Here is a 13,306-nt window from a genome sequence, read left to right as displayed (position 1 = left end):
TCAGCTATCTGAGGGCTAAAGCCCAACAATATATCTCAGCTATCTGAGGGCTAAAGCCCAACAATATATCTCAGCTATCTGAGGGCTAAAGCCCAACAACATACCTCAGCTATCTGAGGGCTAAAGCCCAACAACATACCTCTAGCAATAAGTCTTATTTAGATTAACAAAATTACGGCTGCTGTTGCTAGCAATAACAGGATTCCGGCCGCACCTGCGAGGGGTTTTGCTGCTATTCCTGTAATCCATTCCGGTACTTTGTTGGTTTGATTAATTAGTCCTTCTGTATCTACGGTAGTTATACCCCAAATCCATCCGGCGTGGAGTCCGATCGCCAATCCTAAGCTACCATTGTCGGTGATGCGGGCTAAAATTAAAACCAGACCCATCAGCCACAATCCAGGTAGTTGCGGTATAGTTTCTTTTGCTGCCCAAATTAGGTGGGCGATCGCAAAAATCAAACTGGCGATCGCACCTGCGGTTAGTATTGAGTAATCTTGCTGGAGTAGATTTTGCAAACAGCCGCGAAAGATTAACTCTTCTGTCGCGCTAATCCACAGGGCTAATAACAGAGTCACGAGAGTTGAAGGCTTCAGAATTGAAGCCGGAAAATGAATGATTGTTTCGCCTGTTTCGGTTTGAACTTTGGTGTTTTGTAGTTCCAGCCAACCAGCGGTTAATTGCACGCCGAACAAAATGGTTAAGCTGACTACTGCTAATGTTAATCCCAGCAGCGAGGATATGAAAGTTGCGGGTTGCCAATCCCAACCCCAGTCAGCCAAAGATGCGCCTTCGATCCAAGTTGTCGCCCACAAAATTAAGGGGACAATTAAGTAGAGGGAAGCTAGTAAAGGCAGTTTTTTGTTGCCTAAGGGTTGGGGCGGATGCCATTTGAGGGCGATCGCCAGTATAATTGCTACGGGCAGCCACAAACAAGCCCAAGTTGAGAAAAAAACAATTACTTTGACAATTGCCGGTATTGATGGCGACACCAGTCGCAGGTTATTCAGGCTGTTCCACATTTAAGCGATTGTCTCACAAATAGAAGAGAGTGCAGCGATTTATGGGTAATAGGACTTACGCTGTTAAACCAGGTTTCTGCCGAATATGTTTGGTTTGGCGATCGGATATTGACTAATAAAATCATGTTAGCTAGAACCACACAATAAAATAGGTTTGTAGTGAGGACTTTAGTCCGCATCCATTACGCTTGACTAAAGTCCTCACTACAAACTTTTTTTAAGTCATTTACCGGAAATGCTATAATGTCAAACCCGGTTTTATCGGCATTATACCCGTGCGATCGTTGGAAGATGCACAATTAATCGAATTAGAGATTAATTGTTAATTTATCTTCACCTTAGTGGTCTTAAAGCATTATTCCTCGGCATTATCGGTTTCGTCTTCCTCGCTTGAGCTCGGATTCCGATCCTGACTGCGATCGCCATCTACCTGGATCAGGTGAATGTGCTTGTAACCCAACTTAATTTCAAACCGATCTCCGGGTGTTAATCCCATCGATTCAGTGTAAGCCGTACCGAGTACAATTTGACCGTTTTTGTGGACGCTGGCGCGATAAGCTGCTTCTCTACCCCGACCATCTTTTTTGCGTTCTGAACTTAAGGGAATCCCCTTGGCGGCGAGTACAGCATTGTAAAAACCGCTGAGATTAACGCGGGTGCGATCGTTTTTTGTTGTAGAGTAGTAGCCGCAGTGTTTTGCGGTTTCTCGTTTGGGCAAGTGAGCGAGTTCTTTGAGTTTTTGAAGCAGGGCTTTTCCTGTAAGTGGATCTGTGGCAGTTTCAATCATTATGTTGAGAAGCGATCGGGGAATACCTGCGATTTGCAAATAAGCTTTTGTGCCGATTTGTAGCATTATCAAAAATATATACTTAAATTTATGCGTTTTACTAAAAATATTTTTCAGCAAAACTCTAAAAAAATAAAACCTTTGATAATTAAGCCTTCCAGCTTGTGATTTATAGCTGCTTCCATCGGAGTTTTTTCTTCAAAGGCGATCGATCCGGCGCTGAATTTGTCTCAGGGACTGGTACATTTCGGGTAAGCGGTTGTACACAGCAGCGGCTTTGAGAAAGAGTTTGTGGGGAATTGCTGGAACCCCAGTCACGATCGCACCTGCGGGCACGTCGCTGTGAATTCCGGCTTTGGCTGTGGCGATCGCGCCATCTCCAATTTTAGCTTGATTGGCTATTCCTACTTGACCTGCCAAAATTACATTATTGCCAATTATTACTCCGCCCGCTAAGCCGACGTGGGCGGCAAAAGCGCAATTTTTCCCGATTTGACAGCCGTGACCTACGTGTACTAAATTGTCGATTTTGGTATTCTGGCCGATGCGGGTTTCTCCGACGGCGGGCCTGTCGATCGTGCTGTTGCAGCCCACCTCAACGCCCTCTTCCAATACCGTGCAGCCAGACTGCTCCATTTTCACCCATCCTGAGGCTGTCGGCACGAACCCAAAACCTTCGCTCCCGATCGCCGCACCGCTGTGAATGACGCAATTTGCCCCGATCCGAGCACGTTCGTGAATCACACAGTTAGCGTGTAGAACTGTATTTTCGCCAATTACTGCATCTGGGTAAATTACGACATTTGGATGAATGCAAACGTTATTGCCGATTTTGACTTTTGCTTGAATCACGCTGTGGGGGCCGATACTGACATTTTCACCGATTTCAGCTTCGGGGTGAACTGTAGCGGAGGGATGTATTTCGGATGGTGGGCGAAATGGTTGGTAAAAAAGGCCGATGGTTTGAGCAAATAGCAATCGGGGATCTGCTGCGGAAATCCAAGCGATGTTGCGATCGCTGCATTGAGCTTGCAAGCCTTCATCTAAGGGTAAAATTAAGGCTGAAGCGTTTGTAGTGGCTGCATGAGCGGCAAATTTAGCTCCTTCTATGTAACTGATCGTACCCGATGTGGCTTCATCGACTGGGGCGGTGCCTGTAATTTCTCGATCGTCCGCGCTGGAGGCTTTTAGGCTGTGGCTGTTGGCTAAATTCAGTTTTTCTACTAAGTCGCTAAACTGCATAAATGAAAATTTGCTGTTAACACCGATTCCTCAAGCTCAAAATCATATCATGTTCGATTGTTTGTAGTCAGGACTTTAGTCCTCAGTTTTTATTCTTTAAAATTATGAGGACTGAAGTCCTCACGAAGAACCTGGAAAGGACTGAAGTCCTCACGAAGAACCTGGAAACGAAGAACCTGGAAAGGACTGAAGTCCTCACGAAGAACCTGTTCGATCGCCCACCCATGAGTTTAGCAGCGCCCATGCAAAAGGGAGCCGATGTTTTCTGCTCCCACTCACTCTCAAAAAGCTGTAAACTATTCAGTTATTTTTGGCAACTATTGTACAGAAGAGGCTTCTACATCTACGGTGCGGGGTGTCCCTTCTGAATAGGTGTCGGTTGGTTCTGAGGCTGAGGCTGTCTGTGTTTGGCGGGATTTAAAATAGTCGATCGCCATTTGGGACACTTCGGAAATCAGCAATACTGCGATCGCCACATCGTCAATTTGTCCGACTACGGGGAGGAAATCCGGCGCAATGTCGATCGGGCTTACCAGATATGCCAGTGTTCCCAGAATAATCCACCAGCGGTACTTGGGGTTGCGGAGCGTCTCGCGGTACCAGGTATAAATCGATTGTATAGAAAAGCTCATGGGGTTGTCCTCTCGTTATATTTTCAATCTTGACAAATTCTCCCTCGAAATGCTTGTGGAGATATCCCCCCTAGGGTTGGGAAGAGAATTCTACTCAGGGACATTTGGAATTGGGTACGGGCGATGTGCTTCACGTGTCCGAAGGCCAAGCCGGGACACTTCCAAGCGTCGGTATAGTTGGGATCGAGTTGCAGCACTTGCAAGGGAAAGCGCGATCGCCTGCTCAAAATCCCGATCGTGCAGCTACTTGACTCCTTGCTCGAATGGCGCCTCGATCTCTTCCATAATTTGCCAATTCTCCCTCTCTAAAATATAGACAACTAAAGATTTTGCCTAAATTTTGTACTTTTACGCGATCGTGACTTGCACACAATTTATCAGTTCAATTTATTGGCCTCCCTCAATCTTAAATTAGTCTGATTTCCTCCTCATATTTTCAATAATCAAAATGTTCGTGCAAGAACCTTTTTTTAGTATAAAATAACACCTGTTATTTTTGTTTTGGGATGTGGGCGATCGGTTGATTGCTAATATTTCGATCGTCGAAACTCAAAATATCTTGTCTTAGGATCTACCATATTTGAACAAATAAAACGGTTCACTAAGGAACAGTTTTTTGGTATAAGTTGACACCTACTTTTTTTGAACTTCGCGATGCGGTCGATCGCCCGAATTACTGACATTTTTCGGGTTAAAACTCAGTCAAAATACACATTCATCCTGTAACTTCTTTCCCACAATCCTTGCATTCATTGGATTTCAGGCTGACATTAATCTCGGTATGGGTTTGAAAATCCGATTTTTACAGCTACTATTCTCACCGATCGCCCTACGGTCAGCCTAAGTACAAATAAATAAAATTAGTATCAGAAAATACCCGTAGTCCGAGTTTGGACAGGGCATTAAGTTCGATCGAAAAAAGGGTAGTTTTCACCCGTCTTGAAACACCCATTTTTGGTCGCCGATCGCAATTTCGCAACCATTTGCCAACCAAAAAGGCTCATTAGCAGCCAGCCTCTGCCCTCCGACAAAAGTGCCGTTGGAACTGCCGCTATCGACAAGTTGATATCGCTGTTTGCCAACTTCGTCAGTGGCGCGGCGGATTTGGGCGTGGTAGCGCGAACTTTGCGGATCTTGCAATACTAAAGTGTTAGTCGGTTCGCGTCCAATTGTAAAAGGATTAGCCGTTAAACCGATCGCCTGTCCAGAAAACTTGTAGATTAAATAGGCAGTATTTTTGCGATCGCTGCTGGCGAGTACCGTCGGTGCAAGTGAAGGTGAATTTCTCGCGGGTGGGAGACTATTTTGAGCGAGTTGTTCTGTCAGTTGTTGCAAATCGCGATCGAATGATGCTGCTGTTTCAGAAGCTGGAAGACTCGCCGGAGAATGACCTGAAATTAAGTTTAACTGCTGGACGGGAGCTTGAGGTGCGATCGGGCGGCCAGCTTCAGCAATTCTCATTTGCAGGGCGGCCGAATTTTCTGCTTCCTGTCGCGCACTCATTCCCTCAACTTGGCGAATCACTCCGTTGGTTTCGGGGAAGCTGACATCGCCAATTCGCACGTCTTCTAAATTAAAACCTAGGGGATAAAAGTCTTGGACGCGATCGAGCAAATTTTGGCGCAGCAACAGCCGACCTTGGGTGATAAGCTGTTGTAAAGAAAATTGCCCGATCGCTAATCCCATACAATCTTTAACTGCACTTGCTAAAGCCGCGATCGGATCGGACAATTCCAAAGCTACCCGTTTCGGATCTATAACTTGATAAATAACCGTCAAAGTCGCATCAATTAAAAATCTATCCTTAGACAAAAAATCTCCGTGGGACTGCACGTCCAAGTTGCGAAGTTTGGTATCTACGAGGACAATTTGACACTGTTCCAGTAGGGGAAGGGCGAAGCTGAAATGGCGCCCGGATTTCAGGGTACGCACGGCGCGGCCGTTTTTGACCAACAAACCTGTGCAACCCGCCCCTATGAAGTCCATGCTAAACCCGGCCCAGCGTTCTGGAGTCACGGTTTGAATCAGGGGAGAGGCGTTGTTCATGGGATGCGTTGAGGGAGGAATGATTCTACTTTTAGGGTAACAAATTGCTGGCGGTCGATCGGGCGATCGGTGTGCCTGTTCGGCAACTTCTATACTGTACGCCTCCACGAGTCCCCATTCAGCACGAACAGCAAGGAGCCTCTCACCTACCCGAAGGGAGGTGATGAGAGGAATTGCGAGGCAAAAATGAGACACCCTTTGACCATATCAATCCGCAAAAATGACCGGGAGAAGGGTAGTTGAGTTTTTGCCAATTTCTGTGTTCGGCAGTTGGTCAACCCAGTCCTCCACTATTTGGGTTACTGTTTTATCTTTACTTACTGCATACGCCCTTAATTTATTCAATCGACGTTCGGACATCCGCACATTTAATCTTGTAGTTTTCATATTTTTGTCTACCCATTGTTATCACGTCTATGCTATCATATCTATAACAGGAGGTAAATAACAGGTGAAAACGGCATACCAATACAAGCTACGTCCAACAAAACAGCAAGCGCAAGAAATAGACCGATGGTTGTCTATGTGTTGCGCTCAATATAATTATTTGCTGGCAGATAGATTTAATTGGTATGAGCAAAATCGTTGTCCAATCAATGCCTGTCCACTTGTTTGTCATCTCCCGGAGCTGCGAGATTACCCCGAATATTTTGGGCAAAAAAGAACACTCCCTAAGTTGAAAGAGACGCATCCTCATTACAAAGATGTTTATTCCGATGTTTTGCAGGATGTTGTCAAGCGAGTGAAAACAACTTTTGACCGATTTGTAAAGGGGGATAGCAACGGAAAACGTAGCGGAAAACCAAGATTTAAAGCTCGTAGTAGATACAGAACTTTCTTATACCCAAGAATTAAACCTGATTGTATTGCCAATGGTAGAATTTCTTTGCCCAAATTAGGTCAAATTAAAGTTATTTTGCATCGACCGCTACCGGATGATTTTAAAATTAAAACCGCATCTATCACGAAAAAAGCTGACGGTTACTATGTAACTCTAAGCTTGGAAGATTCAACCGTTCCCGAAATCAAGCCTGATATAAATCCAAGGTCAATGACTGGGATTGATGTTGGTCTAAAGGAGTTTTTGACAACTTCTGAAGGTGAAACTGTTGCTATTCCCCAACACTACCGAAAATCACAGAAACGTTTAAAAGTTATTCAAAAACGTGTCTCTCGTCGTAAAAAAGGTAGTAATCGCAGACAAAAAGCAGTAAAACAACTAGGCAAACAACATAAAAAAGTTGCAGACAAACGCAAAGATTTTCATTTCAAAACGGCGAACAACTTATTGGAAAAATATGATGTTGTTGCAGTTGAAGATTTGAATGTTAAGGGACTTGCGCGTACCCGGTTAGCAAAGTCTGTACTTGATGCTGGATGGTCAAGCTTTCTGTCGATACTGATAAACAAAGCCGAGAAAGCTGGTTTATTGGTGATCCCGGTTCAAGCGTCTGGTACGAGTCAAGATTGTTCTAATTGTGGTGTGAAAGTTCCTAAAAAACTGTATCAACGCTGGCACGACTGCCCCCATTGTGGATGTAGTCTAGACCGTGACCATAATGCAGCGATAAATATAAAGAACAGAGCGGTGGGGCATCCCGTTCTTAAAGCCAAGAGTCTCCTAAGCGATAGCCGGATTGTCTTCGAAGCCTACACTGTACTCTAAGAGTCAGTGTAGGAGTATGTCACCACGTACTGGATCTAGTTTGCATCTAATATCAATTCCGGTTGCACCGTCAGGTGATGTTGACGGTTAACAGTTAACTGTTAACGGTTTAAACAATACCGATACAACCGGAAACTATATTAAATGGGTTCTATCAAAATAATTATTCTCACGTACTTACTTACTTGATTGCTAATTGCTAATTTATAATCATCTGGTGTCCCATCAGGTGTTGCTTAATCAGGGTATGAAAAAAATAAGTTGAAAATTCCCAAGCTTTGTCGATACTGGTTTCTCTGACTGGCATATTTAGCCTTTCATACCGTCAATCAGCAACGCCTCCCATCAATTACCCGCAATCAATAAGGTTCGATCGGGGTAATTGTCTTCGGACACCATCTCCAAGCAGCACATTACACACAAAGAAGCACAAATATGATGAATTATTTCAAGCCTTTGTTAATTTTTACAGCCTTTGCAGCGGTTCTGGGTTTGGGAAAAAGTGGGGCGCTAGCTGCGGTTTGGATTATCTCTGAAACTCAGTTAAGTTTGCCACTTCACAGGGTGCAAATAGCAGCAAAGAGCGATCGCAATTTTAAGACTTCAAAAGGTACATTAAAACCAGGTAGTGTCCTATCTGTCGATCCAGATGAAGTTAGGGGCCTACCAAAAGCTGAGGCGCGGCGACGTTTCATCCTGAATAAGATATATCGCCTTCAGGAAGGCACTGCCGCTGACGATTTATTCATCGTTGATGAGAAAGCAAATAAATGGGCAGTAGAGAATGTCTCTGACGCTACAATGGGCGCTACTACTCGCGGTGTCGCCGAGATAGTCTCCGGTAAAGGCAAAGTCTGGGCGCTGATCCAGAAGTTCTAAAAAAAACGCCACTTTTTAGGGCGGCGTTCTTTTTAATTAAGCATTAAAAATGGCATAATTTCCATTTTTGATTCTTAATTTTCTAACAGTCGTAGTACAAAGCAAACTCGTAAGGGTGAGGACGTAACCGCATCGGGTTGACTTCGTTGTCGAGTTTGTAAGAAATCCAGGTTTGGATGAAATCTTCGGTAAAGACGCCTGTTTCTGTTAAGAAAGCGTGGTCTTTTTCTAAAGCTTCTAACGCGCCTTCCAAGGAACCGGGAGTAGAAGGAACTTTGGCTAATTCTTCCGGGGAAAGGTCATAGATATCTACGTCCAAAGGTTCGCCCGGATCGATTTGATTTTTGATGCCGTCTAAGCCTGCACACAGCATGGCTGCAAAGGCTAAATAGGGGTTGGATGTCGCGTCGGGACAGCGGAATTCTAAGCGCTTGGCTTTCGGGTTGTTCCCGGAAAGGGGAATTCGCACTGATGCCGATCGATTTCCTTGAGAATAAGCTAAGTTTACTGGCGCTTCAAAGCCGGGAACTAACCGCTTGTAGGAGTTGGTCGTCGGGTTGGTGATTGCCAAAAGTGCCGGGGCGTGCTTGAGAATGCCGCCGATGTAATGCAGTCCCATTTGACTGAAACCTGCATATTGATCGCCTGCAAATAGCGGTTGGCCGTCTTTCCAAATCGACTGGTGAACGTGCATCCCGGAACCGTTGTCGTTAAACAGCGGTTTGGGCATGAAGGTGATGGTTTTGCCGTATTTTTTGCCGACGTTTTTGATGACGTATTTGTATGTCAGCAAGTAGTCTGCGGCTTGGACTAATGTGGCAAACCGGAAACCGAGTTCGCACTGCCCGCCGGTGGCGACTTCGTGGTGGTGCTTTTCGATTGGTACGCCGCATTTGGCCATTGTCAGCAGCATTTCCGTTCTCATGTCTTGAGAGGTATCGGTTGGTGCTACTGGGAAATAACCTTCTTTGTAACGCGGTTTGTAGCCGAGGTTGCCGCCTGCTTCTTCTTTGCCGGAATTCCAGCGACCTTCGACGGAATCTACGTAATAATACCCGGAATTTTGGGTTTGGTCGAAGCGAACGTCGTCAAAAATGAAGAATTCTGCTTCTGGGCCGAAGAATGCTGTATCGCCGAGACCGGTGGTCAGCAGGTAGTCTATGGCTTTTTGGGCGATCGTCCGGGGACAGCGGCTGTACGGTTCGCCGGTGCGGGGTTCTTTGATGCTGCAAATGAAGCTGATGGTGGGTTCTGCCATGAACGGGTCCATCCACGCGGTGGTAGGATCGATGACCATTGTCATGTCTGATTCGTTGATGGCTTTCCAGCCCCGAATGCTGGAACCGTCGAAGGGTACGCCGTCGGTGAAGGCGGTTTCGTCGATTTGGTCGTGGTACAGGGAAAGGTGTTGCCAGATCCCCGGCATATCGATGAATTTCAGATCGACGATCTGGATCTTATTTTCTTTTATGTAGTTGAGGGCTTCTTGGGGTGTCTGGAACATGACTTACTCCTGATATTGGTTTTGTTGCGGGCGATCCTGCAACGAGTGCTTCGCTAACGGCAGATTTCAGAATGTTTGCGCGATCGTATGCCTTGAGTACCCACAGTTTTGTAACAATAGATACAAAATATTAAAGTGGGTCTAGTGGGGCAGGACAATTTGTGATGATTGCCTTGTCTGTGTTTCGGCTGTTGATATCAGGCAAACGGCTGAACTTGGCGGTCATTTGCCGGGGAGGGACTACCCTGTGTGCAAATCCTATCTCAAATCTTAATCAAAGGCCGATTTGTAGTAGTCTACAATAGGCGGTCTATCTCAGATAGCAAAGTATTGATAAAGATTTTTGGGAGAGAAACTTATGCGCGATGCCGTGACGAGTCTGATTGAAAATTATGATGTTGCTGGTAGGTATTTAGACCGAGATGGTATCGATCGGTTGAAATCTTATTTTGCAACTGGCACAGCACGGGTACAAGCAGCAGCAGCGATTAACAGCAATGCTGCGGCTATTGTCAAGCAAGCTGGTATTCAGCTATTTGCAGAACAGCCCGAACTGATTCGTCCCGGTGGTAATGCCTACACAACTCGTCGCTACGCGGCTTGTCTGCGAGATATGGACTACTACTTGCGCTACGCTACTTACGCCTTGGTGGCTGGAAGTACCGATGTGCTCGACGAGCGCGTGCTCCAAGGTTTGCGAGAAACTTACAATTCTCTGAGCGTTCCCATCGGCCCGACGGTAATGGGGATTAGCATTATGAAGGAGATGGTTAAGGCTCAGGTTGAATCTGCCGGCTTGTCTGTCGGGCCTTTTCTAGAACAGCCTTTTGATTACATGATTCGCGAATTGAGCGAACAAGATATTTAAGTCAAGCAAGCTGGTTTTTTTAGCAGCAAATTGCTTTTGTGGCTTGCACGTAGCAGGCTCTCGATCGCTTTTTTGGCATCACAGCAGAAAAGCGATCTTTTTTACGGATTATACCATTTTCGATTGGGGCTTAAAGAATAGACAATGACTTACTGCCTAAGGGTTTGGAGTTGGCTCTTCATTTGTATTCTTGTTGGAAATTGGTATTAAAAATCGCCGACATATCCCCAGACGAGGCATTTGTCGAGGGAATTTTTCGTGTGGTGGCGGTTGATTTGGTCGGTGCTGATTGCTTCTACTTCGCCGTTGGGGTAAAGAATGTGGATTAGGTTGCCGCTGACGAAGGCCAGAGGATTTTCTTGACAAATGTCAGAATTTCTGATCGGAAAGTTCGTTTTTTTCATGTCCATCGCCCTGATTGTGTTTGTAGCGCATTCCCCTGTATTTACATAATCTTTGATTTGCGACATTTTTTATGTGATTCTACGAATGTCGATGTGTGATAAAACTACAGGCTCATAGCGATCTCAGTCACATCATGTGGGGTAGGAGCGATCGGCGATCGAGCTTCAAAATACTATACAAATGCTGATGTGAGGGCATCGCCCTCGGAAAACCCAAATAATTATAAAAAATCCGCAGTCGGGTTTTTGCGTAAGTGCTAATCTGATACAGTCCTTAACCCTATCCGTACAGATTAAACATCTTGGCTAAACAACGAATAGACACTTTATTGGTAGACCTGGATTTATGTACCTCCCGACAACAAGCTCAAGCCTTGATTCGGACTGGCCAAGTCTCGATCGACCAACAGGTAATTGACAAACCGGGCACTGAGGTTGACATTGCAGCCAATATTTTGATTAAACAGCGATCGCGCTACGTTTCCAGAGGCGGCGACAAATTAGCCAAAGCTTTAGAAATATTTGCAATTCCCGTCGCGGGCAGAATCTGTCTCGACGGCGGCATTTCCACAGGCGGTTTTACCGACTGCTTGCTGCAAGCCGGTGCGGCACTGGTATACGGGATCGATGTTGGCTACGGTCAAGCTGATTGGCGCTTACGCAACGATCCGAGGGTAATTTTGAAAGAACGCACCAATTTGCGCTACATGACTGCTGCGGAGCTTTACGGCGACTCACCGCGAGCAGATTTGGCGGTAGTAGATGTGTCGTTTATTTCGCTGGATAAGGTTTTACCGGCGCTGTGGGAATTGTTGGCACCACCGCGAGAAGCGGTATTGTTGGTAAAGCCGCAATTTGAGGTGGGGCGCGATCGCGTCGGGAAAAAAGGCGTAGTCAGAGACTCGGCAACTCAAGCCGATGCGATTTTTCAAGTGTGGAAGGCAGCTACAGCTTTAGGATGGCAGGAAAGAGGCTTAACGTGGTCGCCTTTACTTGGCCCGGCCGGTAATATCGAGTATCTTCTATGGTTGGGGATCGATCGCGAACAGGAACCAGACCAAAGTGCGATCCTCTTCGAGGGCTGCGCTAACGAAGAGGGTGTTGTGAAGGAACGGATCGCACAAGTCGCAAAAGCGGCCGCGCAGGAACTTGTCAAGTGATTTTAGATTTTAGATTTTAGATTGACTGCAAAATGTCAAACTAATCAATTTTAAGACTCAAATGTGGAGAGCCAGATTTATCTAAAATTTTAAATTGTTTTGTCAATCAGACTCCTAAACTTTCACAAGAGTGAATAATTCCATGCAGCCATTAAAACAAGTCGGTTCGATTTTCTTGTACGTCCTAGGTGGCATAGGTTATCTGGCGATTGCAGCTACTATTGTAGGCGTGTCAATTCTCATCAAGTTCGCAGCTCTGCTACTGGCAGATAAATTATTATATACAATTCTGATTATCGGTGATTTGTTGAGGGGCATCGAAATTATTGAACTGTTAAATATATTGGTATTTGCTTTTATCGGCATGGGATTTGGCATCGCGACAAAACTGCTACATCCTAAATACAGTCGCCAAATTAGTGCGGCTTTGTTGATACCTATAGTTCCCATAGTTTTCATGAGTACGCCAGCCATCAGATATAATTCTTGGCTGGACAAAGTAGCGGAATCGGATAAGTTAGCGCCGGCGGAAACTGCAACATTAACCAACTCATTTTTGAACCGAAAGGTAGGAGTGGAAGGTTTTCTCGGTTATTATGTATATACAGGTCAGTTTCCGGTGATTCCCACAAAACAATCTGAGATGAAAGACCTCGACAGCTTTGAAAAAAAGGTTAATTCGAGATTTGTGCAGTTAACTGGTGTTGCTCCGACGATTGTTTCTTGGTCAATGCGGGTTTGTTTTTGGCTGATTAGAATATTCTACTTTTGTATTGCGGTAATTGCGACGATTGTTCATTTTAGGGAAGGTGTGAGAATCGCGGGACGATAAGAATACAAGCTGTGGGGTGCTTATCTAATTTTCAGGTACGTAGTTGCGCTTCAGCGCTCTGGGAGCAGGTACGTAGTTGCGCTTCAGCGCTCTGGGAGCAGGTACGTAGTTGCGCTTCAGCGCTCTAGGAGCAGGTACGTAGTTGCGCTTCAGCGCTCTGGGAGCAGGTACGTAGTTGCGCTTCAGCGCTCTGGGAGCATCTCATTTGTTGTGCAAAAACCATTTTTTCGAGAGGTACGTAGTTGCGCTTCAGCGCTCTAGGAG

The 13,306-nt window shown here is 45.6% G+C and carries 12 protein-coding genes; 5 read left to right on the top strand and 7 right to left on the bottom strand.

The features are described 5' to 3' along the window. Nucleotides 1-158: 158 nt before the first annotated feature. The 5 genes from JGK07_RS30235 to JGK07_RS30215 form a co-directional block, all read right to left on the bottom strand. Nucleotides 159-1,022: a CPBP family intramembrane glutamic endopeptidase gene (locus JGK07_RS30235; RefSeq protein ID WP_293185230.1), complete on the bottom strand. Its 864-nt coding sequence runs from the start codon at nucleotides 1,020-1,022 to the stop codon at nucleotides 159-161. A 355-nt stretch (nucleotides 1,023-1,377) separates the two neighbouring features. Beyond that, a complete protein-coding gene (locus JGK07_RS30230; protein ID WP_293185253.1) occupies nucleotides 1,378-1,809 on the bottom strand; it encodes an AbrB family transcriptional regulator in 432 nt (143 codons plus the stop codon). Between the two features lie 198 nt (nucleotides 1,810-2,007). Continuing rightward, the gene (gene lpxD, locus JGK07_RS30225) at nucleotides 2,008-3,051 is read right to left on the bottom strand and encodes a UDP-3-O-(3-hydroxymyristoyl)glucosamine N-acyltransferase (RefSeq protein WP_293193536.1); all 1,044 of its coding nucleotides are present in this window, start codon (nucleotides 3,049-3,051) and stop codon (nucleotides 2,008-2,010) included. 317 nt (nucleotides 3,052-3,368) lie between these two features. Then, on the bottom strand, nucleotides 3,369-3,683 hold the full coding sequence (locus JGK07_RS30220; protein WP_293185232.1) for a YkvA family protein: 315 nt from the start codon (nucleotides 3,681-3,683) through the stop codon (nucleotides 3,369-3,371). Nucleotides 3,684-4,613: 930 nt separating this feature from the next. Further along, nucleotides 4,614-5,924 carry an SPFH domain-containing protein gene (locus JGK07_RS30215; protein ID WP_293224930.1) on the bottom strand — a complete coding sequence of 437 codons (1,311 nt, stop codon included), beginning with the start codon at nucleotides 5,922-5,924 and terminating at the stop codon, nucleotides 4,614-4,616. A 256-nt stretch (nucleotides 5,925-6,180) separates the two neighbouring features. Here JGK07_RS30215 and JGK07_RS30210 point away from each other — a divergent pair, with 256 nt between their 5' ends. Both JGK07_RS30210 and JGK07_RS30205 read left to right on the top strand, forming a co-directional pair. Beyond that, nucleotides 6,181-7,395: a transposase gene (locus JGK07_RS30210; protein WP_293243380.1), complete on the top strand. Its 1,215-nt coding sequence runs from the start codon at nucleotides 6,181-6,183 to the stop codon at nucleotides 7,393-7,395. Between the two features lie 435 nt (nucleotides 7,396-7,830). Next, nucleotides 7,831-8,274 (top strand): hypothetical protein, encoded by a 444-nt coding sequence (locus tag JGK07_RS30205; protein WP_293185236.1) that lies wholly within the window; start codon nucleotides 7,831-7,833, stop codon nucleotides 8,272-8,274. Between the two features lie 82 nt (nucleotides 8,275-8,356). Here JGK07_RS30205 and glnA read toward each other — a convergent pair whose 3' ends face one another. Continuing rightward, nucleotides 8,357-9,778, bottom strand: coding sequence for a type I glutamate--ammonia ligase (glnA, locus tag JGK07_RS30200; RefSeq protein ID WP_293185237.1), 1,422 nt, complete (start codon nucleotides 9,776-9,778; stop codon nucleotides 8,357-8,359). 358 nt (nucleotides 9,779-10,136) lie between these two features. Between glnA and apcB the strand changes: the two genes are divergently transcribed. Next, nucleotides 10,137-10,646 carry an allophycocyanin subunit beta gene (gene apcB, locus JGK07_RS30195; protein ID WP_293143500.1) on the top strand — a complete coding sequence of 170 codons (510 nt, stop codon included), beginning with the start codon at nucleotides 10,137-10,139 and terminating at the stop codon, nucleotides 10,644-10,646. Between the two features lie 206 nt (nucleotides 10,647-10,852). On the opposite strand, the gene JGK07_RS30190 is transcribed toward apcB, so the two are convergent. After that, on the bottom strand, nucleotides 10,853-11,116 hold the full coding sequence (locus JGK07_RS30190) for a hypothetical protein (protein WP_293203514.1): 264 nt from the start codon (nucleotides 11,114-11,116) through the stop codon (nucleotides 10,853-10,855). 236 nt (nucleotides 11,117-11,352) lie between these two features. On the opposite strand from JGK07_RS30190, the gene JGK07_RS30185 reads away from it, so the two are divergent. Together JGK07_RS30185 and JGK07_RS30180 are read left to right on the top strand one after the other, a co-directional pair. Further along, nucleotides 11,353-12,210 carry a TlyA family RNA methyltransferase gene (locus tag JGK07_RS30185; RefSeq protein ID WP_293185241.1) on the top strand — a complete coding sequence of 286 codons (858 nt, stop codon included), beginning with the start codon at nucleotides 11,353-11,355 and terminating at the stop codon, nucleotides 12,208-12,210. Between the two features lie 142 nt (nucleotides 12,211-12,352). Then, the gene (locus JGK07_RS30180; protein ID WP_293185242.1) at nucleotides 12,353-13,042 is read left to right on the top strand and encodes a hypothetical protein; all 690 of its coding nucleotides are present in this window, start codon (nucleotides 12,353-12,355) and stop codon (nucleotides 13,040-13,042) included. Nucleotides 13,043-13,306: the final 264 nt, after the last annotated feature.

The sequence above is a fragment of the Microcoleus sp. PH2017_24_DOB_U_A genome (assembly GCF_020738205.1).
GTDB lineage: Bacteria > Cyanobacteriota > Cyanobacteriia > Cyanobacteriales > Microcoleaceae > Microcoleus.
Note: the sequence above shows the minus strand (reverse complement) of the source record. Positions and strands in the feature narration are given on the sequence as shown.

What these genes read in the sequence shown, in the direction of transcription:
- JGK07_RS30235 (WP_293185230.1), bottom strand. Translation starts at nt 1,022, where the DNA reads ATGTGGAACAGCCTGAATAACCTGCGACTGGTGTCGCCATCAATACCG.
- JGK07_RS30230 (WP_293185253.1), bottom strand. Translation starts at nt 1,809, where the DNA reads ATGATTGAAACTGCCACAGATCCACTTACAGGAAAAGCCCTGCTTCAA.
- lpxD (WP_293193536.1), bottom strand. Translation starts at nt 3,051, where the DNA reads ATGCAGTTTAGCGACTTAGTAGAAAAACTGAATTTAGCCAACAGCCAC.
- JGK07_RS30220 (WP_293185232.1), bottom strand. Translation starts at nt 3,683, where the DNA reads ATGAGCTTTTCTATACAATCGATTTATACCTGGTACCGCGAGACGCTC.
- JGK07_RS30205 (WP_293185236.1), top strand. Translation starts at nt 7,831, where the DNA reads ATGATGAATTATTTCAAGCCTTTGTTAATTTTTACAGCCTTTGCAGCG.
- glnA (WP_293185237.1), bottom strand. Translation starts at nt 9,778, where the DNA reads ATGTTCCAGACACCCCAAGAAGCCCTCAACTACATAAAAGAAAATAAG.
- apcB (WP_293143500.1), top strand. Translation starts at nt 10,137, where the DNA reads ATGCGCGATGCCGTGACGAGTCTGATTGAAAATTATGATGTTGCTGGT.
- JGK07_RS30190 (WP_293203514.1), bottom strand. Translation starts at nt 11,116, where the DNA reads ATGTCGCAAATCAAAGATTATGTAAATACAGGGGAATGCGCTACAAAC.
- JGK07_RS30180 (WP_293185242.1), top strand. Translation starts at nt 12,353, where the DNA reads ATGCAGCCATTAAAACAAGTCGGTTCGATTTTCTTGTACGTCCTAGGT.